25 protein-coding genes are annotated in these 25,199 nt (G+C 46.7%); 9 read left to right on the top strand and 16 right to left on the bottom strand.

Annotated features, from left to right (window positions below; genetic code table 11):
- The first annotated feature begins 31 nt into the window (after positions 1-31).
- Complete coding sequence (locus SEDOR53_RS17005) at positions 32-763, top strand: FadR/GntR family transcriptional regulator (RefSeq protein WP_051416473.1); 732 nt, start codon at positions 32-34, stop codon at positions 761-763.
- Between the two features lie 54 nt (positions 764-817).
- Here the strand turns inward: SEDOR53_RS17005 and SEDOR53_RS0103280 are convergent, their stop codons facing one another.
- The 3 genes from SEDOR53_RS0103280 to SEDOR53_RS0103290 are packed head-to-tail and all read right to left on the bottom strand — an operon-like array spanning position 818 to position 4,184.
- Complete coding sequence (locus tag SEDOR53_RS0103280; RefSeq protein WP_026768431.1) at positions 818-2,176, bottom strand: Gfo/Idh/MocA family protein; 1,359 nt, start codon at positions 2,174-2,176, stop codon at positions 818-820.
- Positions 2,173-2,691, bottom strand: a complete 519-nt coding sequence (locus tag SEDOR53_RS0103285; RefSeq protein ID WP_026768432.1) for a hypothetical protein — start codon at positions 2,689-2,691, stop codon at positions 2,173-2,175. The genes SEDOR53_RS0103280 and SEDOR53_RS0103285 overlap by 4 nt, the downstream gene beginning before the upstream one ends.
- A gap of 2 nt (positions 2,692-2,693) precedes the next feature.
- Positions 2,694-4,184, bottom strand: a complete 1,491-nt coding sequence (locus SEDOR53_RS0103290) for an arylsulfatase (protein ID WP_026768433.1) — start codon at positions 4,182-4,184, stop codon at positions 2,694-2,696.
- Between the two features lie 195 nt (positions 4,185-4,379).
- Between SEDOR53_RS0103290 and SEDOR53_RS17010 the strand changes: the two genes are divergently transcribed.
- Positions 4,380-5,669 carry a sugar MFS transporter gene (locus SEDOR53_RS17010; RefSeq protein ID WP_026772564.1) on the top strand — a complete coding sequence of 430 codons (1,290 nt, stop codon included), beginning with the start codon at positions 4,380-4,382 and terminating at the stop codon, positions 5,667-5,669.
- Positions 5,670-5,677: 8 nt separating this feature from the next.
- On the opposite strand, the gene SEDOR53_RS0103300 is transcribed toward SEDOR53_RS17010, so the two are convergent.
- Positions 5,678-6,307 carry an MgtC/SapB family protein gene (locus SEDOR53_RS0103300; RefSeq protein ID WP_026768434.1) on the bottom strand — a complete coding sequence of 210 codons (630 nt, stop codon included), beginning with the start codon at positions 6,305-6,307 and terminating at the stop codon, positions 5,678-5,680.
- Positions 6,308-6,313: 6 nt separating this feature from the next.
- Entirely contained in the window at positions 6,314-7,531 is a 1,218-nt protein-coding gene (locus SEDOR53_RS0103305; RefSeq protein ID WP_026768435.1) for a DUF2252 domain-containing protein, read from the bottom strand.
- 95 nt (positions 7,532-7,626) lie between these two features.
- Here SEDOR53_RS0103305 and SEDOR53_RS0103310 point away from each other — a divergent pair, with 95 nt between their 5' ends.
- The 4 genes from SEDOR53_RS0103310 to SEDOR53_RS0103325 are packed head-to-tail and all read left to right on the top strand — an operon-like array spanning position 7,627 to position 11,136.
- Positions 7,627-8,220: a nitroreductase gene (locus tag SEDOR53_RS0103310; protein ID WP_026768436.1), complete on the top strand. Its 594-nt coding sequence runs from the start codon at positions 7,627-7,629 to the stop codon at positions 8,218-8,220.
- Positions 8,221-8,236: 16 nt separating this feature from the next.
- Positions 8,237-8,815 (top strand): guanylate kinase, encoded by a 579-nt coding sequence (gene gmk, locus SEDOR53_RS0103315; RefSeq protein WP_037360449.1) that lies wholly within the window; start codon positions 8,237-8,239, stop codon positions 8,813-8,815.
- 18 nt (positions 8,816-8,833) lie between these two features.
- Complete coding sequence (locus tag SEDOR53_RS0103320) at positions 8,834-9,652, top strand: NAD(P)-dependent oxidoreductase (RefSeq protein ID WP_026768438.1); 819 nt, start codon at positions 8,834-8,836, stop codon at positions 9,650-9,652.
- A 23-nt stretch (positions 9,653-9,675) separates the two neighbouring features.
- Complete coding sequence (locus SEDOR53_RS0103325; protein ID WP_026768439.1) at positions 9,676-11,136, top strand: M20 family metallopeptidase; 1,461 nt, start codon at positions 9,676-9,678, stop codon at positions 11,134-11,136.
- On the opposite strand, the gene lysS is transcribed toward SEDOR53_RS0103325, so the two are convergent.
- The 3 genes from lysS to SEDOR53_RS0103340 are packed head-to-tail and all read right to left on the bottom strand — an operon-like array spanning position 11,133 to position 13,723.
- Positions 11,133-12,653: a lysine--tRNA ligase gene (lysS, locus tag SEDOR53_RS0103330; RefSeq protein WP_026768440.1), complete on the bottom strand. Its 1,521-nt coding sequence runs from the start codon at positions 12,651-12,653 to the stop codon at positions 11,133-11,135. The genes SEDOR53_RS0103325 and lysS overlap by 4 nt on opposite strands.
- 28 nt (positions 12,654-12,681) lie before the next feature.
- Positions 12,682-13,146 (bottom strand): GNAT family N-acetyltransferase, encoded by a 465-nt coding sequence (locus SEDOR53_RS0103335; RefSeq protein WP_026768441.1) that lies wholly within the window; start codon positions 13,144-13,146, stop codon positions 12,682-12,684.
- Positions 13,133-13,723 carry a pseudouridine synthase gene (locus SEDOR53_RS0103340; RefSeq protein ID WP_026768442.1) on the bottom strand — a complete coding sequence of 197 codons (591 nt, stop codon included), beginning with the start codon at positions 13,721-13,723 and terminating at the stop codon, positions 13,133-13,135. Before SEDOR53_RS0103340 ends, SEDOR53_RS0103335 begins: the two co-directional genes overlap by 14 nt.
- Positions 13,724-14,147: 424 nt before the next feature.
- Between SEDOR53_RS0103340 and SEDOR53_RS0103345 the strand changes: the two genes are divergently transcribed.
- Complete coding sequence (locus SEDOR53_RS0103345) at positions 14,148-15,092, top strand: UDP-3-O-(3-hydroxymyristoyl)glucosamine N-acyltransferase (protein ID WP_026768443.1); 945 nt, start codon at positions 14,148-14,150, stop codon at positions 15,090-15,092.
- A 1-nt stretch (position 15,093) separates the two neighbouring features.
- Here the strand turns inward: SEDOR53_RS0103345 and SEDOR53_RS0103350 are convergent, their stop codons facing one another.
- The 3 genes from SEDOR53_RS0103350 to SEDOR53_RS17015 are packed head-to-tail and all read right to left on the bottom strand — an operon-like array spanning position 15,094 to position 17,189.
- Complete coding sequence (locus tag SEDOR53_RS0103350) at positions 15,094-16,068, bottom strand: NAD-dependent epimerase/dehydratase family protein (RefSeq protein WP_026768444.1); 975 nt, start codon at positions 16,066-16,068, stop codon at positions 15,094-15,096.
- A 35-nt stretch (positions 16,069-16,103) separates the two neighbouring features.
- Entirely contained in the window at positions 16,104-16,526 is a 423-nt protein-coding gene (locus SEDOR53_RS0103355; RefSeq protein WP_026768445.1) for a Fur family transcriptional regulator, read from the bottom strand.
- 6 nt (positions 16,527-16,532) lie between these two features.
- Positions 16,533-17,189 carry an SCO family protein gene (locus SEDOR53_RS17015; protein WP_037360461.1) on the bottom strand — a complete coding sequence of 219 codons (657 nt, stop codon included), beginning with the start codon at positions 17,187-17,189 and terminating at the stop codon, positions 16,533-16,535.
- 98 nt (positions 17,190-17,287) lie between these two features.
- Here SEDOR53_RS17015 and SEDOR53_RS0103365 point away from each other — a divergent pair, with 98 nt between their 5' ends.
- Positions 17,288-17,692 carry a MerC domain-containing protein gene (locus tag SEDOR53_RS0103365; protein WP_026768446.1) on the top strand — a complete coding sequence of 135 codons (405 nt, stop codon included), beginning with the start codon at positions 17,288-17,290 and terminating at the stop codon, positions 17,690-17,692.
- A 2-nt stretch (positions 17,693-17,694) separates the two neighbouring features.
- On the opposite strand, the gene cysS is transcribed toward SEDOR53_RS0103365, so the two are convergent.
- The 5 genes from cysS to rlmD are packed head-to-tail and all read right to left on the bottom strand — an operon-like array spanning position 17,695 to position 23,549.
- Positions 17,695-19,200, bottom strand: coding sequence for a cysteine--tRNA ligase (gene cysS, locus SEDOR53_RS0103370; protein WP_026768447.1), 1,506 nt, complete (start codon positions 19,198-19,200; stop codon positions 17,695-17,697).
- A 33-nt stretch (positions 19,201-19,233) separates the two neighbouring features.
- Positions 19,234-20,349: an endonuclease/exonuclease/phosphatase family protein gene (locus SEDOR53_RS0103375; RefSeq protein ID WP_026768448.1), complete on the bottom strand. Its 1,116-nt coding sequence runs from the start codon at positions 20,347-20,349 to the stop codon at positions 19,234-19,236.
- 30 nt (positions 20,350-20,379) lie between these two features.
- Positions 20,380-21,297 (bottom strand): rhomboid family intramembrane serine protease, encoded by a 918-nt coding sequence (locus tag SEDOR53_RS0103380; protein WP_037360467.1) that lies wholly within the window; start codon positions 21,295-21,297, stop codon positions 20,380-20,382.
- Between the two features lie 18 nt (positions 21,298-21,315).
- Entirely contained in the window at positions 21,316-22,164 is an 849-nt protein-coding gene (locus SEDOR53_RS0103385) for a rhomboid family intramembrane serine protease (RefSeq protein ID WP_026768450.1), read from the bottom strand.
- The gene (gene rlmD, locus SEDOR53_RS0103390) at positions 22,161-23,549 is read right to left on the bottom strand and encodes a 23S rRNA (uracil(1939)-C(5))-methyltransferase RlmD (RefSeq protein ID WP_232214710.1); all 1,389 of its coding nucleotides are present in this window, start codon (positions 23,547-23,549) and stop codon (positions 22,161-22,163) included. The genes SEDOR53_RS0103385 and rlmD overlap by 4 nt, the downstream gene beginning before the upstream one ends.
- 97 nt (positions 23,550-23,646) lie before the next feature.
- Here rlmD and SEDOR53_RS0103395 point away from each other — a divergent pair, with 97 nt between their 5' ends.
- On the top strand, positions 23,647-25,107 hold the full coding sequence (locus tag SEDOR53_RS0103395; RefSeq protein ID WP_026768452.1) for a redoxin domain-containing protein: 1,461 nt from the start codon (positions 23,647-23,649) through the stop codon (positions 25,105-25,107).
- Positions 25,108-25,199 lie beyond the last annotated feature (92 nt).

The raw sequence follows: 25,199 nt of genomic DNA on the forward strand, positions 1-25,199 counted from the left end.
TTCAATATCTTTACCCTTTAAAGAAAGCCACATGAGTACAGCGTCAGCTAAACCGACTTTGCAGAGCAAACTCAAACCCATCGTGAGTTACTCGCTGACCGACCAGGTTGAGACCAAGTTATTAGAGTTGTTTAAAAAGGAGAACCTCAGAAGCGGCGATCCGATTCCCAAAGAGAACGATCTCTGCGAAGCCATGGGTGTGAGCAGAACTGTTATCCGGGAAGCGCTCACCCGCCTCAAAACCATTGGACTCATCGAGTCCAAAAAGAACAAGGGTATGATCCTCACCGAGCCCGACCTGTTGATTGGTCTCGACAAACTCATACAACCCAATATCCTGAGTGATGGTACTTTGCAGGATATGTTTGAAATGAGACTGGTATTGGAGATGGGAATTGCCGAACTCATTTTTGCCCGCATTCAGCCGAAAGATATCACCGACCTGAAAGCCATTTTAAAAACGGAAAAAGATTACCAGAATAATTTTGAGATGGATTTCGAAGCCAAGTTCCATGGTAGGATATATGAGATCGCCCAAAACAATACGCTTATCCGCTTCCAGTCGATGTTGCTGCCCATTTTTAAATACGTGCACGACAAAGGCTTCAAACTGAAAAAAGAAGAACTGCCTAAAAACTATGTCACGCACGCCACACTGGTAAAAGTATTGGAGACCGGTGATCCCGAAAAATACCGCGACGCTATGAAGCGTCACCTCAAAGTGCATTTCGACCGTACCATCAAGGCTAAGAAATTAAAATAACAAAGAAGCCGGCTCTGGGCCGGCTTCTTTGTTTACATCGCTATTGATAAAGGATTAATACTCGTCATTCAGCGCAAATACCGGTTTTCTGTACATCCACTGTCCGCCTGTGAAATCGGGGAAATCTACCGTTTCATTACCCAGTTCAATTGATCTTTCACTCAATGGTGTGATGGCACTCCAGGCAGCAGCATCATATACATCCAATGGTGTAGCCGCTTTACGTTTGATCGATTCAATGAATGCATGCTCTACAAAGAAATCCATCCCGCCATGACCGGCACCGGCACTTTCTTTGCTCCAGCGGGCCCACAGCGGGTGATCATATTTGTCAAGCCAGGTTTTTTCATCATCCCATATATCATTCTTGGCCGACTTCCCTTCTATATAAATACCCTTGTTCACATCCATCCACAAACCCTCGGTACCCTGTACACGGAAACCCAAAGAATATGGTCTCGGCAAATCGGTATCGTGCTGTAATAAAATGGTTTCGCCGTTTGCACAATTGATAGAAGTAGTTACCACATCACCTAGTTTGAAATTCACTTTTGCATTGGGATGGTTTTCACCGCCCACTTTTACTATGTAATTGTGCAGGCCTCTTGCTTTGGAAGAGAAAGAGCAGAGCGATAAGAAACGGTTGCCCCTGTTGATGTTGATGTATTGGGCAATCGGTCCGATACCATGTGTAGGATAGAGGTCGCCATTGCGCCGAACGGAATGCTCTGTTCTCCAGTGCGCTTCTGAATAACCTTTTTCACCGAATTCCGCACCCTTCGTATACGGACCATTTCCATCGTTGAATTTCACTCCACGCAGATCGTGCTGGTAACCACCCTGCAAATGGATGAGTTCACCAAACAAGCCCTGCCTTACCATATTCAATACCGCCATCACGTCGCGACGATAACAAACATTCTCCATCATCATTACATGTGCATCGTAGCGTTCAGCGGCTCTCACCACTTCCCAATGGTCTTCGAGCGTGATACCCAATATCACTTCTGTTCCTACATATTTAATACCCGCCTGCAGTGCTCCTATGATCATGGGCTTGTGCCATTCCCAGGGCGTTGCAATCACAATACCATCCAGCTTTTTACTGTCCAGCATTTTTTTCCAGGCATAGGGGTCTCCGGTATACACTTCCGGCATTTTCTTTCCGGCTTTGCTCACCATCCCCCGGGCGGTGTTCAACACTTTTTCGTCCAGATCACAAATAGCTATCACCTCCGTATCATCCCTTCTCAACAGCAGGCTCAGGTGCGAGAGGCCCCGCTGCCCAACGCCAATGATCCCTATCCTTACTTTATCATCTGCCACCGGGTGGGCAAACAATTTACCGGAAGATAAAACAGCGGTTGCTGCCGTTGCCAGTCCGGCTGTCTTTACGAATTCTTTTCTGTTCATTGTTTTCTATTTGGAGTATAAAATTGTTGATTGATAAATTGTACGCAAGTCACGTTATCAGTATACAGCGCTGTATCCGGGTCATCCGTCATCACGTGTTCGGCACTCAATGTTGCCAGTGTATTGCCATAGTCATCAAAAGCTTTCAGCTTCAGGAACTGTTTACCTGAAGCTTGCGGTATCATCGTAAGCACAATTTTAGTGCGTGAGAAAGTAATATTTTGTTCGATGGGTTTGAAAGAAAACGCATCGCCAATAAACAAATGGCCATCCTTTGTCATGCCGGCCTGCAATACAGCAACGCTTTCACCATTCTCCAGCCTTTCAGACAGCCGGAAGCCCGCATGGATAGGCTTTTCATTGTCAGTCGCTATATCCAGGAAGCACAATTCAACACTGGCCGTAAAATGTTTGGGTGCAACAACAGCAGATGGCCGTCTGCCTGTTTCCGGTGCAGTAACGCCGGCATTGGCAGCATGCGCAAATAATTTTTTAAAGATATCCCTGCGGTTCATGCTTATTGATCTTTCATATTGAATTTAGGATCTACAAATTCCCATTCCCTGATATGTGCCTGCTGGTGTTCTTTTTTAACGATCGCCTGGAATTGACTGATCAGTTCAGGATGTTGCGGTGCAAGATCGGTTGTTTCATTGCGATCCGATTCGAGATTGAACAATAACCAGTGCTTTTCGGGGTGATGTCTTACATCCAACTTTACGCCTTTCCAGTTTCCTATGCGAATGGCAAGCTGACCGCCATTCTCAGGGTATTCAAAATACAAATATTCATGCTTTTTTTGCGTCTTCGCATTGCCCTTTAACTCCGGTAAAAAAGAAATACCATCGGTATGCGTAACTTTTTGTCCTGTTAGCTCGGCCAGTGTGGCCATCATATCGAACTGTGCCGATACCAGCCTGCTGGTAGTCCCCGCAGGAATCGTACCCGGCCACCTGGCAATCAGTGGCTCACGTATACCTCCTTCAAAAAGATCCATTTTTTGTCCGCGCAATCCACCAGTGCTGTTGAAGAAAAACCGGTCAACCCCGCCATTGAAAGCGGCACCGTTATCGCTCGAAAAAAAGACCAGGGTATTATCATCCAGACCCAATTGCTTTATTTTCTCCATGATGATGCCTACCTGCGCATCCAGGTAACTGATCATGGCTGCATAGGTAGACAGCGGGTATTTGCAAGCCGCATAGCCTGCCTGGCCATAATAAGGCTGTTCATTGAACTGGCCGATATACTGTTTCACCCATTCGTCGGGCACCTGTAAAGACACATGCGGAATAGTATAGGGCAGGTAAAGAAAGAATGGTTTACGGGCGTTGCGTTCTATAAATGCAAGCGCTTTTTCAGTCATCTTCGCCGGGGCATAGTCTTTCCCTTTGAAATAATCGAAATCGGCATCGGTAGCTTTAGCAGGGTCAACGCTTTTGTGCACATAGATGCTGTGGTTGCGCAAAGTATCCCAGTGATCATTTTCCCAGAGATGGGTAGGATAATAGTTGTGCGCCTGTTTCTGATCAAGGAAACCGTAGAAATAATCGAATCCCTGTTTCAATGGAGAGCCGGTAGTGTTGGTCATACCCATGCCCCATTTTCCAATGGCGCCCGTTGCATAGCCAGCCTGCTGCATCAATTTTGCAATAGTAAAACTGCCTTCCGGAAGCGGCATCTGCCCGCCTTCCAAACTATCGGCAAATCCTCCCATTTCATAATTACCATGTATATAAGTGTGCCCGCCATGCTTGCCGGTCATGAGCATACAACGGGCAGGTGCGCAAACAGGTGTGCTGGTATAATGATCGGTGAAGCGCATGCCTTCCCTGGCCATCCTGTCGAGATAGGGTGTGCGGATCTTTTGTTGCCCATAACAACCCAATTCGCCATAACCCATATCATCTGCATAGATATAGATCACATTAGGTGTCTTCTTTTTTTGCTGAGACCAGGCCTGTATATCCGCCAACAGGAACAGTACCAGCACCAGGCTGGCTTTCATTATAAATGAAGGTTTGTATCTACGCATGAGGCAACAGCATTCGTTTTAGGCGATCAGGCAACGGTGAAAATAAGCCTTTCAAACCTACCCCTCTCATGCAACCGATTGATTAAATTTTAAAGCCTCCCGAATCATTTTGGCTGTATCTTACGCACTTCAAACTCATTCTTCAACGTTCTACCCCAACCGGCTGTTATGCAACAAACCAATTCCAGTAACAGGTACGCCATTATTATTATCGGCATCTTATTTTTCGTTTTCGGTTTCGTTACCTGGCTCAATGGTACATTGATCCCTTTTCTCAAGCTGGCTTGTCAGCTCGAAAACGATATCCAGGCATTCTTTGTAACATTTGCTTTTTATATGGCTTATTTTTTCCTGGCATTGCCTTCTTCCCTGCTATTGAAGAAAACAGGTTTTAAGAATGGTATGGCGTTAGGATTGGTAGTAATGGCCGTTGGGTCACTCATTTTTGTTCCGGCTGCCAATAGCCGCAACTTCGGACTTTTCCTTACAGGCCTTTTTGTACAGGGCGCCGGTTTATCATTATTACAAACAGCCAGCAATCCTTATATCAGTATCATTGGCCCTATTGAAAGTGCCGCACAGCGCATCAGCATCATGGGTATCTGTAATAAGGTAGCTGGTATGCTCAGTCCCATCATTGTGGGCGCGCTGGTGTTAAAGCATGCCAATACCATCCAGGAACAGATCACTACCACTACAGATGCGGCTTTGAAAGAGAGCCTCTTGAATGAATTGGCGGGAAGGGTAATCATTCCTTATATCTGCATTGCTGTTGTTTTATTCTTGCTGGCCATCATGATCAAGCGTTCTTCCCTGCCTGAAATCGAATCTGCAGATGAGCACAGTGCGGATACGCATTCTGGCGACAAGACAAGTCCCCTGCAATTCCCACACCTCATGTTAGGCGTGCTGTGTCTTTTCTTATATGTTGGTGTTGAAGTAATGGCGGGCGATGCCATCGGTACTTATGGAAGGATGTTAGGTATGCCGCTTGATCAAACCAAATTCTTTACCACATTCACACTGTCTGCTATGCTGGCCGGATACATCATTGGTGTATTCACCATACCTAAATACATTTCACAGCAAAAAGCGCTTTCCATTTCAGCTGTATTGGGAGTGATCTTTAGTTTATGCGTATTCTTTACCAGCGGGTATACGGCTATCACTTTTATCGCGCTCCTCGGCATTGCCAACGCATTGATGTGGCCTGCTATTTTTCCGCTTGCCATCGATGGTTTGGGTAAATTCACCAAAACCGGGGCCGCTTTCTTAGTCATGGGCATTGCCGGCGGTGCATTGATACCTTTATTATACACTACTTTAAAAGACAAGCACATTGTCTCAAACCAGGCATCTTTCCTCATCTGCATGCTGCCCGCTTACCTGTATATATACTATTATGCAGTGAAGGGCTTTGCCGTTGGAAAAGCACAGATCAGTATCGCGAAAAAATAAATCTGCGATCAGTAGTCGAACCGCTTGATGGACTTGTCATCACAAATGGCATGAATGAATGCATCATGGTTCCTCAAATGACCCTCTACTTCCCATGTAACGGACAGGTTATTGTCTTCTCTTGAATAACCAATGACCCTGAAACGTAGGCGGTTTTTTTTGAGGAGTGTCTCGTAGTGATGTTGTGCCGACTCCGTGTAGGTGCATGAAATAGAATAATTCCTCGATTTATTCAACCGGTCGATCATTCTTTCAATATAAGGAAGAATGGTCAGCACCAGTAATATGAGTATGCTTGCGCAGCCTGCGGCAAAATAATGACCATTGCCAATACCCATGCCTACCGCCGCTACGGCCCAAATAGTGGCAGCCGTAGTAATACCATTGATCCTGTTCTGCCCGTGAAAAATAACACCCGCTCCCAGGAACCCGATCCCGGTAACAATATTGGAAGCGATACGATCAGGATTACCCGGCATGCCAATACGAACCGAAAGCATGGTAAACAAACAGGAGCCGATAGAAATCATGATCATGGTGCGAAAGCCGGCCGACTTGCTGCGGTATTCCCGCTCCATACCCACCATACCACCCCACAACGCTGCCAATAAAAAGCGGAGAAAAATTTCAAAGTCCATATCAACTCATTTTGAGGTTTTGAAAAAACCTTTTTTATATGCTTGTTGAAAAATAGCAAAATCATGATTCACCTGGCTCGCGTATTGTATTGCCCATTTCTTCACAGCAGCTATCCATTTTCCCTCAGCTGCAAATGCTTTCAATGCATCCGCAGTGGCAGACCCCTGTCTTCCGCTGCTTCTCAATTGCGCTGAAGCCGTAATCACAGCCAGGTCGGTGATATATTCATCCAGGGCTTTCGACTTTTTCCTGGAAGGTGCTATCACCACTTTATCAGTAGTGGGTTGTATTTCCTTTACCACGTACCAGTCTTTCTTGTATTCAAACGACGACAAGAGATATGGCGTTACATGCTCCATCATTTGCTGTACATCTATTACGCGATGCGCAGGGTTTTTCCATTTGGGCTGGGGCAGATGGCCATGCGCATGAGCCAGCACTTCAGACGGCACTACCTGTTTCATATCCAGGATCATTTTTTTCTTCGGATTGCTTTGATTTTCCATCAGCAGGCAATACCGTTTCACACCAATACTACCCGTTCCGGCAATACGATAGCTGGCGTCGCTGACTTTATATTGTTTATACCTTACATGGTATTTACTAAACCAGGCCTGAAAAGCCGGTATCAGGTCTTTCTTTTCTTTTTCGGCTAATTTCAGCAGATTCGGCGTGACGAGGAATTTGGCATTTTTCTTTTTATCGTCCGTACGTTCCCGTAACAGGTCTTTTTCTTTCCTGTTCACCACTCCTTCGATCGTTTTTTTAATCAATCCCCTGGCCGTTTCCTCTTCTACTACCACTGCTTTATTGTAAATGAGTGCTTGCTGGTATTCTTTCAGCAGCAGTTCCATCAATACTTCGCTTTCTTTTTTCGAATATCCCGATTCCACGCCGCTGAGTATCACGGCAACCGCCAATCGCGAGATTTCATACAACACCGGTGCAATGATGGCTTCGTCAAAATCATTCATGTCGAAATAGACCAGCCGGTTACTCCCTTTATAACATCCGAAATTCTCGGTATGCAAGTCTCCGCATATCCAGGTTTTGGGCGAAGGGCCGAAAGGGTATTTCTTCATCAGGTCTTCGTAATACAAATGGCAGGTGCCTCTGAAAAAACGGAACGGACTTCCCACCATAGCAGCATATTTCAACGGTAACACTTGCTGCTGTCTCGAAGCATTGAACTTTTTTATCCTGGATAACAAGTCCTGGCTCATAATGTTCTTTTTAGGTGAAAGAATAGTTAGCCTGTCCATTTTCCCCGGCAGCTGGATATTGGTCAGTAACTCTAAAGTTCTCTTATTTTTGCCGGATGACAAAGTTTGAAACGCTGAAAGAGATCATCAGCAACAGGAGAAGCACCAAACCGGCAGCACTGAATGGCAGAAAAATCGATGATACTGTTATTGGAGAACTGCTGCAATTGGCCAATTGGGCCCCTACCCATGCGCGCACCGAGCCTTGGCGTTTCGTGGTGTACAGCCACGCTGCATTGCATGCATTCTGCGCTGCCCACGCCGAACTCTATCAAAAATACACGCCGGAAGATAAGTTCACCCAGGCCAAATTTGAATCGATCAAACACAATGGCGATAAAGCTTCACATATTGTAGTGGTGTACATGCACCGGCAGGCTATTGCCAAAATCCCGGTGATTGAGGAAATCGCAGCCGTTGCAGCAGCCATCCAGAACATCCTGCTTGGTGCCGAAGCACTGGATATAGCCGTACTCTGGAGCACTGGCGGCATGACCCATCATCCTTCCATGAAACAATACCTCGGATTGGGTGAGGAAGACATTGTGATGGGATTACTGTACATGGGATATTCCGATGAGCCGCATCAAAAAGGCACCCGTGCAGTTCCTGTGGAAGCCAAAGTGCAATGGAAGGGAGAATTCAAATAAAATTGTTTCTTTGCCAATGGCCACTCAAGCTCATAAGCTCATCATCATTACAGCGCCTTCGGGGGCGGGTAAAACCTCCATCACACATTATTTGCTGAAGAAATACCCACGCCTGGCTTTTTCTATTTCCGCAGCCACCAGGCAACCCAGGGGAAAAGAGCAGGACGGCGTGGATTACTATTTCATGAGCGTGGAAGCTTTCCATCAAAAGATCGAAGAAAATGCTTTCATTGAGTGGGAAATGGTGTATGAAGGAAAGTATTATGGCACACTGAAAAGCGAACTGGAAAGGATATGGAGTGAAGGAAAAACACCCATACTGGATATCGACGTTAAAGGCGCTATTCATGTACAGGAACAGCTTAGCAGCCGATGCCTGAGCATCTTTATCGAACCGCCGTCCGTTGAAGAGCTGAAGCGCCGGCTCGAAAGTCGAGGTACCGAAACAACCGAAAGCCTTGCCACACGCGTGAGCAAGGCTGCCTATGAAATATCTTTCAACCACCATTTCAATAAAACGATTGTCAACGACAACCTGGACAAAGCCTGTTCCGAGACCGAGCAGGCGATCAAAGCATTCCTGGGCTGGGATTGATGATGCAAACCCGTTGCCATGTCATTTAAAAACCGCACTGTTCTGATCACAGGCGCCAGCAGGGGCATTGGCAAAGCCATTGCACTCAAGTTGGCCGCAGCCGGCGCCAATATTGTCATTGCAGCCAAGAGCGTGGAAGAAGACCCCCGTTTGGGCGGCACCATTTTTTCTGCTGCGCAGGAAGTGGAAGCCACCGGCGCGCAAGCCCTGCCGGTGAAAACAGATATCCGGTTTGAAGAAGAGATCAACGCACTGGTACAAAAAACCGTTGAGCGTTTTGGCGGCATCGATGTGGTGATCAACAATGCTTCCGCCATACAACTCACGCCTACCGAACAAACCGAGACCAAACGTTTCGACCTCATGCAAAACATCAATGTAAGGGGTACTTTCCTGCTGGTGAAACATTGTATCCCTTACCTGAAAAAAGGCAACAATCCGCATATCCTCACTTTATCGCCTCCTGTTAACCTCGATCCCAAATGGCTGGGTGGACATATCGCTTATACCATTACCAAATACAATATGAGTATGATGGCCATGGGATGGGCTGCCGAATTCAAAAGCTACGGTATCGCATCCAATGCACTCTGGCCCCGTACCACCATTGATACCGCTGCCATAAGAAATTTATTGGGTGGTGAAGCGCTGGCAAGGATGAGCCGCACGCCTGCGATCCTGGCCGATGCCGCTTATTATATTTTACGCAAGACCGCTGCCGAATACAGTGGCCGTACTTTTATCGATGAAGAAGTGCTCGCAGCAGAAGGCATCACCGATCTCAATGCTTATGCCGTAGTACCAGGCGCAACACTTTATAATGATCTTTTTATTTAATCATACCTGTTGAAATAAAAGCCATGAGAAAAACAGTACTTAGTTTGATCCTGCTCGCCAGCTTTTGCTCGCTGCAAGCACAAAAGCAAAACACGGCAACCACTTCTATTGCCGAACCGCTGAAAGCAGAAGCCCTGCAAAACCTGCAGGCTAATTACGATCTGTATAAAAAGAACGCTTTGCAGATCTGGGATTATGCAGAAGTGGGTTATAAAGAAGTGAAAAGTGCTGCCTTGCACCAGCAAACACTTACAGCTAACGGTTTTACCGTGCAGGCTGGCGTTGCAGGTATACCCACCGCCTTTATAGCTTCTTATGGCAGCGGTAAACCCGTTATCGCCATCCTCGCCGAATATGATGCCCTGCCTGGTCTTGCACAAAAAGCTGTGCCTGAAAAAGCGCCCATAGAAGGAAAAAATGCAGGCCATGCTTGCGGTCATCACCTGTTTGGCACCGCTTCAGTTGCAGCAGGCATTGCTATAAAAAAATTGATCGAAGAAAAGAAGATACAAGGTACCGTTCGGGTATATGGCTGTCCCGCCGAAGAAGGCGGCAGCGGTAAAGTATACATGGTGCGGGAAGGATTGTTCAATGATGTGGATGTGGTATTGCACTGGCATCCCGACAATGAAAACAAAATTACCATGACTAGTGCGCTGGCCAACAAATCGGCCAAGTTCCGGTTTCATGGTATTGCAGCACATGCCGCTGCTTCACCCGAAAGGGGCCGCTCGGCACTCGATGCCGTAGAAGCCATGGATAATATGGTAAACATGATGCGTGAGCATGTGCCGCAGGAAACAAGGATCCACTATGTGATCACCAATGGCGGCAAAGCGCCCAATGTGGTGCCCGATTATGCAGAAGTATATTATTATGTACGCCATCCCCGCAAAGATGATGTCAAAGCCATCTTCGACCGGGTGGTAAAAGCGGCCAATGGCGCTGCCATGGGCACAGAGACTACCATGGAGTATGAGATCATTGGCGGCACGCATGATCTGCTGCTTAACCAAACACTTGCCGAAGTAATGCAACACAACCTCGACAAAATTGGTGGTGTGAGCTATACCCCGGAAGAAAAACAGTTTGCGCAAAAGATACAGTCCAGTTTCGGATACCAGGTCCCGGCCATTGAAACCGCCGGTGCCGTTAAACCGCTTCGCGTAGAAATGAATGCAGGCGGAGGCTCTACCGATGTAGGCGATGTGAGCTACGCAGTTCCTACAGTGGGTATGGGTGCTGCCACCTGGGTACCCGGCACACCTGCACATAGCTGGCAAGCCGTTGCGTGTGGCGGAACAGAGATCGGTACCAAGGGAATGATGGTGGCCGCCAAAACATTGGCATTGACGGCTATTGACCTGTACACCAATCCTTCGCTGATCAAAGACGCCACGGAAGAATTCAGGAAAGCAAAAGGAACCTACAAATATGAAGCACTGTTAGGGAATAGAAAACCTGCGCTGAATTATAGGGATTAAATACTTTCCGGCCGCATTTGCGGGAACAACAACACATCCTGTATAGATACTTGGTTGGTCATCATCATGCACAACCTGTCAATACCGATACCAATACCGGAAGTAGGCGGCATACCATATTCTAGTGCGCGGAGGAAGTCATGATCGATGAACATAGCTTCATCATCGCCACGCTCCATCAGTTTTGATTGTTCTTCAAAACGCTCGCGCTGGTCAACGGGATCATTCAATTCGGAATAGGCATTCGCGATCTCTTTTCCGTTTACCATCAGTTCAAAACGCTCTACCAGTCCGGGTTTGCTGCGGTGTTTCTTTGTAAGCGGACTCATCTCCACCGGGTAATCAATGATGAAAGTAGGTTGAATGAAAGTATGTTCGCTGGTAGCACCAAAGATCTCATCAATCAATTTGCCTTTACCAATATTGCCCGGCACGTCGATATGTAATTGCTTGCACACTTCCCGCAGGCTAGCTTCGTCCATCGCGCTCACATCAATACTGGTATTCTCTTTGATGGCATCGTAGATACTGATCCTTTTGAAAGGCGCTTTGAAATGGATCACCTGGTCGCCCAATGGCACATCGGTAGTGCCGTGCAGGGCAATGGCTATTTTTTCGAACAACTGTTCGGTGATCTCCATCATCCAGAAATAATCTTTGTAAGCCGTATACCATTCCAGTACGGTGAACTCTGGATTATGGGTTCTGTCCATACCCTCATTCCTGAAATTGCGGCTGAACTCGTATACCCAGTCGAACCCGCCCACGATCAAACGCTTCAGGTACAACTCATTGGCAATACGTAAGTAAAAAGGAATATCCAGTGCGTTGTGATGCGTAACAAACGGACGGGCCGCAGCACCTCCGGGAATGGACTGCAATACCGGTGTATCTACTTCCAGTGCACCCTGGGCATTGAGGAATTCGCGGATGGTATTGATCAGCTTGGTGCGTTTAACAAAAGTATCCTTCACAGCGGGATTGATGATCAGATCGGCATAACGCTGGCGGTAACGGAATTCCGGGTCGGTTACGGCGTCGAACACATGTCCTTCTTCATCGCGCTTCACCACAGGTAGCGGTTTCAGCGATTTGGTAAGCAGGGTAAGTGTTTGCGCATGGATAGATGTTTCACCGGTCTTGGTGATGAACACATAACCGGTAGCGCCAATGATATCGCCCAAATCAAGACCATGCTTTACCAATGTATCCCACAGCGATTTATCTTCCCCCGGATAGAGATCGTCTCTTTTCACGTACAACTGGATAAGTCCTTTGCTATCCTGTATCTTGATGAAGAACACTTTACCCTTGTCGTTCATGCTCATGATACGGCCAGCCACACAAACCGAAGCGAACTGTTCTTTCGTCTCTTCCGTAAAATGGTCTTTAATATCCGTTGAATAATGGGTTACCGGGTACAATGGCGCCGGGAACGGATCGATGCCCGCTTCCACCAGTTTTGCCAGTTTCTCCCTGCGAACCAGTTCCTGCTCTGATAAGTGTGCTTGACTCATAATATAATAGCTTGAGAAGGCTGCAAAATTAACGGTTGGCGGGCACTTTATACACATCGGGATTATGCCGTTGCATAAAACGCTGGTAGAGTTCTTCCGGTAACGGCTCCCATCCAAACTGTTGATAAAGGCCATGCGCATCTTTAGTGCCCAGCATCCAGCGTCTCAAACCCTGCAGTTCCGGGTTCGTATGGATGGTAGCAACGAGCCATTTGGATAACCCCTTGCCCCTGTGTTTCGGTAAAATAAAAACATCGGCCAGGTAAGCAAAAGTGGCTTTGTCGGTAACCAGTCTGGCGAACCCAATTTGTTGGTTATGGTGGTAGACCCCAAAACAAAAAGAATGTTCAATGGATCTTTTCACCACCTCGTAAGGAATACCGGCAGCCCAATAAGATTCTTCCGAGAGGTAACGGTGGATCACATCGATATCCAGTTTAGCCGGGTCTGTACTGATGGAATATCCTTCATGGTGATGATCAATGGGCGTCATAAAAAAGTTTTTTACGGATGGTGTTTTCAGATAATTCGATGATCTCTCCTGGTTGCATATTACCCAGTTCGAGTTGCTCGATCCTGTAACGGATCAAACGCAAAGTAGGAAATCCTGTTTTGGCAGTCATCCTCCTCACCTGCCTGTTTTTACCTTCCGTGAGGATCATGCGAATCCAGGGTGAAGGTATTTCTTTCCGGAACCTGATGGGCGGGTCGCGGTCGGGAACAGGCGGCGCTGTTTCAAATACCATTGCCTTGCATGGCAGGGTATGATGCGCTTTGCCATCGATGTTGATGATCACACCAGACTGCAATTGTGCAATGGCCTCTTTGGTAATGGCGCCATCTACCTGTACCCAATATTCTCTTTCGTGTGCAAAGCCCGGATCCAATAAACGATGGTTGAGTGTTTTATCATTCGTTAGCAATAACAATCCTTCACTGTCATGATCCAATCTTCCTACAGGATATACATCACGGGGCACTTTGAAATAATCAGCCAGTGTTTTCTTTCCTTCCACTGCAGAAAACCGGGAAAGACATCCATAAGGTTTGTTGATGAGGAAGTAGCGCATCTTACAAAAACAAAAGTCCCGCAGAAGCGAGACTTTGTATATGGATGGGTTAGTAAGTACCGGGAAATAAATTTCCCAACACAATATTAAAAATAGTTTTATCGAAAGCAAAAAATTTTTTGAACAATTTTATTCACATTTTCGGCGGGAATGTGAATTGCGCGTATGTACCAGGTACGATCTTTCGCTGCAATATTCGTTGTTGTGTTTTGAATTTTATATTTTCAATTCATTGTTGTACTTGCTGAAATACTGATGAATAAAGGGTTACAGCAGTTATCATTTTCATCGCTCAAACAAAATGCACTTCATATTTTAGGTCTTGCGGGCTGTTAAAAACGGGTGAAAAGGCGGGAACCTGGCCTAAAAAAATTTTCTCTTCGCCAGGTGTTGTTACCTTTGATTTTTACCCAAAACCATCATTATGAAGTTCCCAGCGCCCGTTTCCATACAATGGATTGCCAACCTGATCCAGGCAAGCCTTTCAGGAAATCCAGATGCACAAGTAACAGGCATCAATGAAATTCACCGCGTGGAAGCAGGCGATCTTGCATTCGTTGATCATCCAAAATATTACGATACCTGTCTCAACAGCGCCGCTACTTTCATCATCATCAATACCAAAGAAGTAAATATTCCCACTGGTAAAACCATACTCGTTGTTCCCGATCCTTTCGAAGCATATTTAAAAATCGTTGATCATTTCAGACCTTTTGTTCCTGCCAATAAAACCATCAGCGATACAGCGGTGATTGGAGAAGGAACTGTGATCATGCCCAATGTATTCATTGGTCAGCATGTACGTATAGGCAAGAACTGCACCATCCATCCCAATGTTTCCCTGCTCGATTACAGCATCATTGGCGACAATGTAGTGATACAGGCAGGCACTGTTATTGGCAGCGATGCATTTTATTACAACACCAAAAAGAACCGCGAAGTATGGTATAAAAGAATGCAAAGCTGCGGTTGGGTACATATAGAAGATGATGTAGAAATTGGCGCCGGCTGTACCATCGACAGGGGCGTAACGGCCGACACAAGAATAGGTAAAGGCAGCCGGATCGATAATATGGTGCATATCGGTCACGATACCCTGGTAGGAAAAAATTGCCTGTTCGCCGCGCAGGTGGGTATTGCAGGTGGAACCATTATTGAAGATGGTGTAACGCTATGGGGACAGGTAGGCGTTAGCAAAACCCTTACCATTGGTGCCAACGCCATTGTGCTGGCACAAAGTGGTGTGCCTTCTTCACTGGCCGGTGGCAAAACCTATTTCGGTTATCCTGCAGAAGAAGCTTCAACCAAGAGAAGAGAGCTGGTGTGGATCAAACGCATTCCCGAGCTCTGGAAAAAAGTGATGGATTAATTCACAGTTTGTATTGCTGTTTCAATTCACTGCATACCCTTTGGATGGTATCGGTTAGTGGCGTGTATTGAAAACCGGGCAGGTATTGCAACAATTTTTCGTTATTGAAGTAAACTTTCGCCTGCGCCGTGCGTGCAGTTTCCCTGGTGAGCAAAGGATCTTTCCCTGTTATTTTTCCTTTGATCGCTTCAAGTCGCCATACGATCTCTGCCAGCAAGGGCGTTACTTTTTTATGCGGCGGCCGCTTGCCAAATTGTTGTGCTGCTTCCGTGAAAATAGTCCTGTAAGGCACACTGCATGCACTGAGGATAAAGCGCTGTGCGCTGATGTCTTTTTCCATCAATAATACCATGGCCCGCACTACATCCTGTACGTCTACAAAACCGCTGACCCCATCGGTATACCAGGGGAACTCTTCATAAGCCGATTTGAAGATACCCGATGAGCCGGATTCCCAATCACCTGCCCCTAAAATGATCACGGGGTTCACCATCACCGCATTCAACCCTTCGCCTATTCCCCGCCATACTTCCATCTCGGCCAGGTATTTGCTTTTGCCATATTCACTGTTGCTGGTCTCGGCGGTCCAGTTCATGGTTTCGTTGATGGCTTCATTTTCCCGGATACGACCAAGGGCCGCCACCGAACTCACGAACAACAATTTCTGTACCCCCGCATCCAGGCAGGCATTCACCACATTGGCTGTTCCTTCAATATTGGTTTGATGTAACTGTTGTTTTCTTTTGGGATGAAACGATACTACCGCAGCGCAATGATACACCTGCGTAACGCCTTTCATGACTTCTTCCAGCGATACAACATCCAGTATATCGCCGCGCACCCATTGCACTTTGCCGTTGAAATCGGAAGACGGGATAGCAGAACGGTACAGGGCCCGTACTGTACAACCGCGGCCCGTTAATTCTTTCAGGAGGTGTGAACCCACCAATCCCGTTGCTCCCGTTACTAGGATCATGCTATCTGTTTGCACGAAGATAAGGCCGGGAACCTTTAGGCAGGATTACATTTTGAACATATACCGCTAACCACCACATCGGTTTGGGTAGCACGGAATCCTTTGGGTAATTGTACCGCCGGCACCGTTATGTGGTCGAGACAATAAGTAGTGCCGCAGGCATCGCAAAGGAAATGGATATGGTCGTCGTGGTGATGGCCGGCAGAACATTCATCCTTGCACAAAGCGTAGCGCACTGAGTTGTCGGTAGTGGGTATGGTATGAATGATGCCCTTTTCCACAAAGGTTTGCAAGGTGCGGTAAACGGTTACCCTATCGAATCCTGTACCACTGCGCTGTTCAATATCGGCATGCGCCAAAGCGCCGTCGGTACGTAAAAACATATCCAGTATCTTCTTGCGGCTCTCGGTAACACTTAACTGGTTGCGCTTCAATATCTCACTGGTACTACTAAACATGACGCACTATTGAGGATTGTTACTAAAAATATTGTTGGCAAAATGCGCCGATCCTTTTTCTGCCAGAAGCGTCCGGATATCTTTCTTCATTTTATCCAGTTCGTCTGCTTTCAAACCATCGTATATCTGTCCGCGTACTTTGCCGTTCTTATCCACCAATGCAAAAAACTGGGTATGGATGAACTGGTCTTCGATCTTCTGGAAACTGTTCTTAGGATCGTCTAACAGATACGAATTTCGTGCCAGTTGATACAGGCTGTCTTTCCGTCCGGTGAGGAATACCCATTTGGCGGGATCAGCTTTCATAGAATCGGCATAGGCTTTCAAACGGGGCACAGAATCGGTTCCGGGGTCACAGGTATTGGAAACGATCATGAAATCGGGCTCCTGTTTGAAAGTCTCATAAATGGCTTTCATGTTGGTATTCATTTTCGGGCAAATACCCTTGCAACTGGTGAAAAAATATTCCACCACACTTACTTTTCCCAGCATGTCCTGGTCGGTATAAGGCCGCCCGTCCTGTGCAGTGAGACGATAGGGTTTCACATAACTCAATACCGGCAGTTTGGGTTTCCACAAATCTGTTCCCCTGAAAAGGAAGAAGTAAAACCCCGCTAACAATACCACAAAAAACAAGAGGTAAACCAGCCATTTTCTTTTCATATCCGTGTTTGAACTACAAAGTTACACCCAAGTGCCTGATAAACCGGGTTTGAGGAAATATTTTGCAACAACGTTGCAATGTTGTAATTTTGCCCCTTATGAGCATCAAAATCAACTGGGACGCATTCGGCATTGCCACTTCGCTGGCCTGCGCCATTCACTGTGCCATCCTGCCACTGGTATTGACAAGCTTACCTTTATTCGGGGTGGAGATCATTGAGAACCGTTGGTTCGAATACCTGATGATCGGGATTGCTTTTTGTGTGGGCAGCTACGCTTTATATCATGGGCGGAAAAAACACCACCATAGCTGGCTGCCCTTCATTCTTTTCAGTATAGGTATAGTGTTCTTGGTTACCAAGATGATCTTTCATGCGCTCCAGCTTTGGTTGCTGGTGCCTGCCGTGATCCTGATCGTTACCGCTCATTTTCTGAACTATAAACTTTGCCGGGTACACAACCACGCGCATGCCGATGATTGCAGCCACGAATCTGTGATCTGATCTTAACTGAAGGTATAACTCATACCACCACCTTTTTCATCTTTCAGTTGTACGCCCAGCGCCGCCAGCTCATTCCGGATCTTATCGCTGGTAACAAAATCTTTACGGGTCTTGGCCTCCTTGCGTATGTCTATCAGTAATTGCAGCACGCCTTCGAGTTTACCATCGTCGGCAGATCGTTCGCTCTGCAATCCGAAGATGTCTTCTACATAGGCTTTTAGTTGTGTTTGTAGCAGCGACACTGTAGTGGTTGATAAAGATTCGGCCGCTATATGTTTGTCCTTGATGGAATTGATCACGGATACCAGTTCGAACATATTGGCCAGCACTTTTGCCGTGTTGAAGTCATCGTTCATGAATTCATCGAACTCATCTGCCAGCTTCTTCACTTTTTCATCCAGTGCCACATCACCGGCCGTATCGGCTCCGCAGATGCCCGACTGTTGTAACCAGTGATACGCTTCCCACAAACGCTTCATGGCTTTTTCCGCCGCCTGCAAGGCTTCATTGCTGAAATCGAGTGTGCCCCGGTAATGGCTTTGCAAAATGAAGAAACGGATGGTCATGGGATGATAAGCCTGTGTGAGTGCAGGATGCGAGCCGCTGAACAGTTCGGTAAGCCGGATCACATTGTTATAACTCTTACCCATTTTTTTTCCGTTGATGGTGATCATGTTATTGTGTAACCAATAACGGGCCGGGGTCTTGTGATTGCATACCGTGCTCTGCGCAATCTCACATTCGTGGTGCGGGAAAACGAGGTCCATCCCGCCGCCGTGTATGTCGAACTCTTCTCCGAGGTATTTGGTACTCATGGCCGAGCACTCGATATGCCAGCCGGGAAACCCTTCTCCCCAGGGACTTTGCCAGCGCATGATGTGTTCGGCAGGCGCATGTTTCCACAACGCGAAATCGCTTTTATTTCTCTTCTCATCCTGGTTATCCAGTTCGCGGGTGGTATCGAGCTGGTCTTCCAAAATACGGCCGCTCAATATGCCATAAGGTTGCCCTTTTTTAGAAAAATCAGTATTATATTTCTCTACGTCGAAGTACACAGAACCATTTGCTTCATAAGCATACCCATCGGCAATGATCTTTTTGATCATTTCTATCTGCTCAATGATATGACCTGTAGCAGTGGGCTCTATGCTGGGATTCAGGTTGTTGAAGCGTCGCATGGCCCAATGATAGAGGTTGGTGTATTTCTGCACCAGCTCCATGGGTTCCAGTTTCTCGAGCACGGCCTTCTTGCTGATCTTGTCTTCCGCTTCGCGCCCTTCTTCTTCGAAATGTCCGGCATCGGTGATATTTCGCACATAGCGTACTTTATAACCCAGGTATAGGAGATAACGGTAGATAACATCAAAAGTGATGAAAGGCCTGGCGTGACCCAGGTGGCTTTCTCCGCTTACGGTGGGTCCGCATACATACATGCCTACATAAGGTGCATTGATAGGTATGAACGTTTCTTTTTCGCGGGTCAGGGAATTATATACTTTGAGTGGCATGAGATATCATTAAGCGGAGCCTGCGAAGATATTTTATTTTCTTAAACGAAGATCGGATACCAGCATAATATGATCGCTCAGGTCTTCATCCACCATATCGAACTGCCTTACTTCGAAATGTTTATCGGCCAGGATATAATCGATCCGTAATGTGGGCGCCAAGGAAATGAAACTGCGGCCAATACCAAAGCCTTTTTTAATGAAGGCGTCCTGCCAGCTGTCCTTGATATGGAAATAAGTGAAGGAGTTGGGCACATCATTGAAATCGCCGCAGAGAATGGTGGGGTACGGACTGGCATCCAGCGCTTCCCGCACCAGGGAAGCCTGTACGCCCCTCCGGCGGAAGGCCAATCGCATCTTCACAAAAATATTCTTAGACGCCATTAGTGCTTCTTCGTCCTGCGTGCGGATCTTCTCCAGGTCGTTGTAGTCGCCTTTTTTGAATTTGAAAGATTGCAGGTGCGTGGTAAACAGTCGTATGGTATCGGTCCCTTTTACGATATCTGCGTAAATAAGACTTTCGGCCACCGGGTATCGTACCCTGCCCGTGTCTACGATGGGATATTTAGAGAAGATGATGCAGCCCGACTGGTACTCCCCGTTGTTACGCTGGTAGTCTTTCGAAAAAAAATAATAAGGAAAACGGCCGGTGAACAACGAGAGATTATCGGCATCATTGCCTGAACGACTGGCATGGTTGAACTCCTGCATACAAATCACATCGGGCTCCAGCTTTAGCACAGTTTGCGCTACTTCTTCGCGGATGTGTTTTTTTGTTTCCTTGTTTTTAGACAGCCCGTTAAAACTCTGCACGTTCCAATCCACCACGCGCAGGTCGTTACTTTTCTTAGGTTTGTTGATACCCGATCCGGGATGCCAGGCAAACAATACATTGAGTTGCCGGTAGCCTACACACAATGCAACAAGTGGCAGCAACGCCAATGCCGGCTTCGCAATAAGCCAGCCAATCAGAAAAAATATCAGCAATAAAACCAGGTATGGAACAATAAGTCCGGTAAAACCTATCAACCACCAATGTGTGGGATTGAGGTATGGCGAAAGACAAGCTAATAAAAACAAAGCAACGAGTAAAAGATTGATTCCGATAAGCGTTGTTTTTACTGCGCGACGAAAAAGGGTCTTGGCCATACGTAAATTTACGAAATCTTATCTCAAGCCTTACAACTCTTCTTTGCTGGCCTGCTCCAGGAATGCTTTCTCTTCATCTGTGAGCTGATCGTATCCGTGCTGGTTGATTTTATCCAGTATGGCATCTAGTTTTTGCTGGGAAACATGAGACGTTTTGGTATACGGCTTCCGGTCTGATTTGTAAAACAGTCTTCCTTTCCCTTCCTTCCTCGCATGTTTTTTTTCCGGGTTGAAAAGATCATCTATCCAACTCACCAGGCGCATCATCCACAAAGACCAGTCCTGCCCCCTGCGCAACTGCCTGATGAAAAAGAAACCCGTGATGCCTGCTCCTAAATGTGCAATAACAATGCCCGCATTCGAACCGGCCAGGGTGGCAAAATCTATCGCCACATAAACAAGTGTCAGTACCCAAAGCGGAATACCTCCGTTGATCAGGGGAAAGATGCGGTAATCGGGTGCGAGCGTGGTGGTGGCTACTGCAATGGCCATCACGGCTGCCCCGGCGCCCAGCATAGGCGCTATATTGTTCAGGTCCCGGGCCAGCACAGGCACCAGGTTATTACTCAATAAAAAAAGTACACCGCCGATAAATCCTCCATAGAGGTAAAGAGGGAACAGTTTATTATTACCGGCGAGGTCCTGCAATATGTATCCAAAGCACCACAGCCACAGCATGCTGTTTACCAATTGCCAGATGCCATGGTGTGCAAACATATACACCAGCAAGGTCCAGGGTTTGCCAGCCAGTTGTCCGAATGAAGCAGGGAGACTAAGCCAGTTGAGTATCTGCTGGTAAAATAATTCGTTGGTGCTGCCCGATAAATAATAAATGATCTTGAGTGATATGATGCCGGCAAACAGTAGCATGTTGATGGCAAAGAGCAGCACCAGGGCATTGTTGTCTTGTCCGAGTAATATTTTGCGATTGCTTTTCATTGATTGCATAGCCAGCTCCTTACTTCTTTAATAAAACGTCTTTTTATTCGTTTTGTTCCAGGTCATCACCATCAACAATCCAACGATGGCGCCACCAATATGCGCCCATCGTGCCACATTATCGCCTGCTGAATTCTCGAAAGCATAAAATACTTCGTATCCAAAGTAGATCAGTCCCAGCCACTTGGCTTTGATAGGCACCAGGAAATAGAGATAGATATAGGTGTTGGGGAACAGGTACACAAAAGCAGCGAGCACTCCGAACACTGCGCCGCTGGCGCCGATCGTGGCCATGTCGATGTTTTTTTCATAGTAATCCGTGACCACCTTGAACAATTGATTGGCAATTCCGGTGTCACCGGGATTGGCATCTATAAATGATACGAGTCTGGGATCCGCTGCATATTGCAATTGGTATTTACGTCCAAATTGCATGATGGCATCTGTTAATGCCGCAGCGCTTCCATTCGAATGGCGGCTCACGATCGATGCATAGTCGTGCATCATGGGCGTCAATTCATAGCTCAGGAACAGCAGGTGTATGAAAGCTGCGCCCAGTCCGCATATAAAGTAAAAGATCAGGAACCGCTTCGATCCCCAAAGGTTCTCCAGTATCGATCCAAACATCCACAGCGCAAACATATTTCCAACAATATGCCAGAACCCGCCGTGCATGAACATGTGCGTAACAAGCTGCCAGGGCCTGAAGAGACCGCTTTGCCATGCATGCAGTGCAAAAAGGTCGTCCAGCTGCGCAGCAATAGCCGGGCTCTTTCCTATCGTATTCTGCGCCAGGAAAACCAATCCGTTGATGATGAGCAGGTTTTTGATGATGGTAGGTAATATCTCAAACCGGCTGGGCCTGAATTCTGTCATTGATCCTTCAATTTTAACTGTACAACGTTTTCTATGTGCAAGGTATGCGGGAACATGTCAACCGGCTGTATTTTTTCTACCCGGTACTTTTCATCCAGCAATCCCAGGTCGCGCGCCTGTGTTGCCGGATTGCAACTTACATAAACCACGGTGGGGGCTGCAATATCCAGTAGTTTTTTAACGAGCTTTTCATGCATGCCCGCCCTTGGCGGATCGGTGATCACCACATCGGGCTGGCCATGGGTGGTAAAGAAAGCATCGTCGCATATATCGATCACATCGCCCGTGAAAAAAGCAGTATGGGCCAGGCCGTTCAGTTGTGCATTTTCTTTAGCGTCGGCAATGGCATCGGCCACAGCTTCCACACCCACTACTTTCTGCGCTCCTTTGCTTACAAAAATACCAATACTGCCGGTGCCGCAATACAGGTCGTACACTACCTGGCTTCCATCGAGCTCCGCGAAATCGCGCGTTACCCTGTATAATTTTTCGGCCTGGCGGGTATTGGTCTGGAAAAACGACTTGGGACTGATCTTGAACCTGAAATCTTCCAGTGTTTCTATTATATACCCTTTGCCATGATACACTTTGGAGTCGAGATCGTAGAGACTGTCGTTCTTTTTCGTATTGATGGTATATAATAAAGTGGTGATCTGCGGAAAATCATGCAAGAGTTGATCGAGTAATTTTTTTCTGGCGCCTGTATCTTCATATCCGAATACCAGGTTCACCATCAGTTCACCGGTAGTCGTATTGCGCACCAGCATATTGCGCAACCAGCCCTGGTGTTGTTTGATATCGTAAAAAGGAAGTTCCTCTTCTATGGCAAACCGTGCGGCTGCTTTGCGTAATTGATTGGTGGGTTCTTCCTGCAGGTAACAGGTATCAATCTCCACTACCCTGTCGAAAAACCCCCTCACATGAAAACCTGCAGCGCCGGGTTGCGATTCCCAGGAAAGACCTGCTGCTTTCATTTGCTGGAACTCATCTGCAGGGATGAATTTGCGTGTAGCGAAAGTATATTCCATCTTGTTCCGGTAGCCGGTAGTAGCATCGGCGCCGATGATGGGTGAAATGGGTGGCAAACTGATCCTGCCAATGCGTTGCAGGTTATCTGTTACCTGTTTTTGTTTGTACACGAGTTGTTGTTCGTAAGGCAGCATCTGCCACTGGCAACCTCCGCAAACACCGAAATGCGAACAAAAAGGTGTTACACGGGTGGGTGATGGTGTTTTGATCTGGATGGCCTGGCCTTCGGCCCAGTCGGATTTGTTCTTTGATAACCTGATGTCTACTACATCTCCGGGCACAGCACCTTCAATAAATATCACTTTTCCATCCACGCGCGACAAAGATTTTCCTTCAGCGGCATAGTCCTGTACCAAAACATTTTCTAAAATTGTATTTTTTCTTTGTTTTCCCACGGTTGCAAATGTAATCAGGATAGCCTATTTAACTACATTTACCATCCAATACCTTATTATGAATCGTATCAGCATCTTTTTGATCTTCCTTTGTTCGGGTCTTTCGCTTGCAGCACAGAAAAAAACAGTGCCTGTTAAGCCCCAGGTTACTACCAACGGACGCAATATCAATATCACCCTTACCCCGCTTAAGAACTGCAAAGTGTACCTCGGCAGCTATATGGGCAAAGGTAAGGCGCTGGTTGACTCCGCTATGCTGAACGATAAAAGCCAGGGGGTATTTCGCGGTGCCAACAAACTCACAGGGGGCATTTATTTCGTGGTATCGCCGCAACTCACCATTCAGTTTGAATTATTGATGGATGACAAGCAGCATTTTTCCATTGCAGCCGATACCGCACTCAAAGAACAGGCAGTCATCACCGGTTCTTTCGATAACGATCTTTTCAAAACCTATTCAGAAATATCCACGGCACAGGGCAAAAAGATCCAGCAGTACGAAGCCAGCTATCACGCCGCAAGGACTGGTGCCGATTCCGCCGCTGCAAGGGCCGAGTTGGTCAAAGCCGATAAAGCAATCCGTCAATACCAGTCGGACATCATTGCAAAATATCCCCAGTCGCTGCTGGCCATGCTGTTCAATACTATGAAGCGGCCTACGGCGCCGGCCATTCCCATTGTAAATGGCAAGGCTGATTCGTTGTATCCTTATCGTTTTGTAAAAGAACATTATTGGGATGATGTGAATTTCAACGACGACCGCCTGCTGCGCACGCCATTCTTTGAACTCAAGCTTGATGAATATTTTAAATACTATGTATCTCCCGAACCCGACTCTATTATTGCAGAAGTGAAATACATATTACTATATGCCAGAACAGGTAAAGAGATTTATCCTTACCTGCTCACCAAGTTCACCAACAAATACATGAATCCCGAATTCATGGGGCAGGACAAAGTATTTGTGTATCTCTTCGAAAATTTTTATGCCAAGGGAGATACCGTGCTGCTGAACCAGGCTTCGCGTAAAACGGTTACGGAGCGGGCTTATTTCCTGATGGCCAACCAGATCGGCCAGCCCGCGCCCACACTCAACCTCAGCGATACCACGGGCAAAGCCGTGTCTTTGTATGCTATCCAGGCGCCTTTTACCATGATCGCTTTCTGGGACCCTAACTGTGGGCATTGCAAGGAAGAAATTCCACGGCTCGATTCATTATATAAGGCCAAGTGGAGAAACATGGGCGTGAAAGTGTTATCGGTGAATATTTATGAGAATGAAATTCCTTCCTGGAAAAAATTCATAGCGGCCAAGAGCTTATCATCCGACTGGCTGCAGGCTTACGAAACAAAAGAAGCTAAAGAAGCCACCGAAAAATCAGGACAGGCTAATTACCGTCAGTTATTCGACATCATCAAGACCCCTACTTTCTACCTGCTCGACAAAGACAAACACATCATTGCAAAGCAACTCAGCCTGGAGCAGTTCGATGATATTTTGAAAATAAAAACGAAGTAAACATTATAGATTTTATCTATCAATCTATAGATATTATATATAGAAAGCTATCATCGAATAGCTGACATTTGCATTACAATCAAACCGGCTAC

Origin of the sequence: Asinibacterium sp. OR53 (assembly GCF_000515315.1) — a bacterium.
In the GTDB taxonomy this organism is placed as follows: Bacteria; Bacteroidota; Bacteroidia; order Chitinophagales; family Chitinophagaceae; genus Sediminibacterium.

Bases quoted from the DNA above. Each gene is read 5' to 3' on its own strand.
- SEDOR53_RS17005 (WP_051416473.1), top strand. From the start codon at position 32: ATGAGTACAGCGTCAGCTAAACCGACTTTGCAGAGCAAACTCAAACCC.
- SEDOR53_RS0103280 (WP_026768431.1), bottom strand. From the start codon at position 2,176: ATGAACAGAAAAGAATTCGTAAAGACAGCCGGACTGGCAACGGCAGCA.
- SEDOR53_RS0103285 (WP_026768432.1), bottom strand. From the start codon at position 2,691: ATGAACCGCAGGGATATCTTTAAAAAATTATTTGCGCATGCTGCCAAT.
- SEDOR53_RS0103290 (WP_026768433.1), bottom strand. From the start codon at position 4,184: ATGAAAGCCAGCCTGGTGCTGGTACTGTTCCTGTTGGCGGATATACAG.
- SEDOR53_RS17010 (WP_026772564.1), top strand. From the start codon at position 4,380: ATGCAACAAACCAATTCCAGTAACAGGTACGCCATTATTATTATCGGC.
- SEDOR53_RS0103300 (WP_026768434.1), bottom strand. From the start codon at position 6,307: ATGGACTTTGAAATTTTTCTCCGCTTTTTATTGGCAGCGTTGTGGGGT.
- SEDOR53_RS0103305 (WP_026768435.1), bottom strand. From the start codon at position 7,531: ATGAGCCAGGACTTGTTATCCAGGATAAAAAAGTTCAATGCTTCGAGA.
- SEDOR53_RS0103310 (WP_026768436.1), top strand. From the start codon at position 7,627: ATGACAAAGTTTGAAACGCTGAAAGAGATCATCAGCAACAGGAGAAGC.
- gmk (WP_037360449.1), top strand. From the start codon at position 8,237: ATGGCCACTCAAGCTCATAAGCTCATCATCATTACAGCGCCTTCGGGG.
- SEDOR53_RS0103320 (WP_026768438.1), top strand. From the start codon at position 8,834: ATGTCATTTAAAAACCGCACTGTTCTGATCACAGGCGCCAGCAGGGGC.
- SEDOR53_RS0103325 (WP_026768439.1), top strand. From the start codon at position 9,676: ATGAGAAAAACAGTACTTAGTTTGATCCTGCTCGCCAGCTTTTGCTCG.
- lysS (WP_026768440.1), bottom strand. From the start codon at position 12,653: ATGAGTCAAGCACACTTATCAGAGCAGGAACTGGTTCGCAGGGAGAAA.
- SEDOR53_RS0103335 (WP_026768441.1), bottom strand. From the start codon at position 13,146: ATGACGCCCATTGATCATCACCATGAAGGATATTCCATCAGTACAGAC.
- SEDOR53_RS0103340 (WP_026768442.1), bottom strand. From the start codon at position 13,723: ATGCGCTACTTCCTCATCAACAAACCTTATGGATGTCTTTCCCGGTTT.
- SEDOR53_RS0103345 (WP_026768443.1), top strand. From the start codon at position 14,148: ATGAAGTTCCCAGCGCCCGTTTCCATACAATGGATTGCCAACCTGATC.
- SEDOR53_RS0103350 (WP_026768444.1), bottom strand. From the start codon at position 16,068: ATGATCCTAGTAACGGGAGCAACGGGATTGGTGGGTTCACACCTCCTG.
- SEDOR53_RS0103355 (WP_026768445.1), bottom strand. From the start codon at position 16,526: ATGTTTAGTAGTACCAGTGAGATATTGAAGCGCAACCAGTTAAGTGTT.
- SEDOR53_RS17015 (WP_037360461.1), bottom strand. From the start codon at position 17,189: ATGAAAAGAAAATGGCTGGTTTACCTCTTGTTTTTTGTGGTATTGTTA.
- SEDOR53_RS0103365 (WP_026768446.1), top strand. From the start codon at position 17,288: ATGAGCATCAAAATCAACTGGGACGCATTCGGCATTGCCACTTCGCTG.
- cysS (WP_026768447.1), bottom strand. From the start codon at position 19,200: ATGCCACTCAAAGTATATAATTCCCTGACCCGCGAAAAAGAAACGTTC.
- SEDOR53_RS0103375 (WP_026768448.1), bottom strand. From the start codon at position 20,349: ATGGCCAAGACCCTTTTTCGTCGCGCAGTAAAAACAACGCTTATCGGA.
- SEDOR53_RS0103380 (WP_037360467.1), bottom strand. From the start codon at position 21,297: ATGCAATCAATGAAAAGCAATCGCAAAATATTACTCGGACAAGACAAC.
- SEDOR53_RS0103385 (WP_026768450.1), bottom strand. From the start codon at position 22,164: ATGACAGAATTCAGGCCCAGCCGGTTTGAGATATTACCTACCATCATC.
- SEDOR53_RS0103395 (WP_026768452.1), top strand. From the start codon at position 23,647: ATGAATCGTATCAGCATCTTTTTGATCTTCCTTTGTTCGGGTCTTTCG.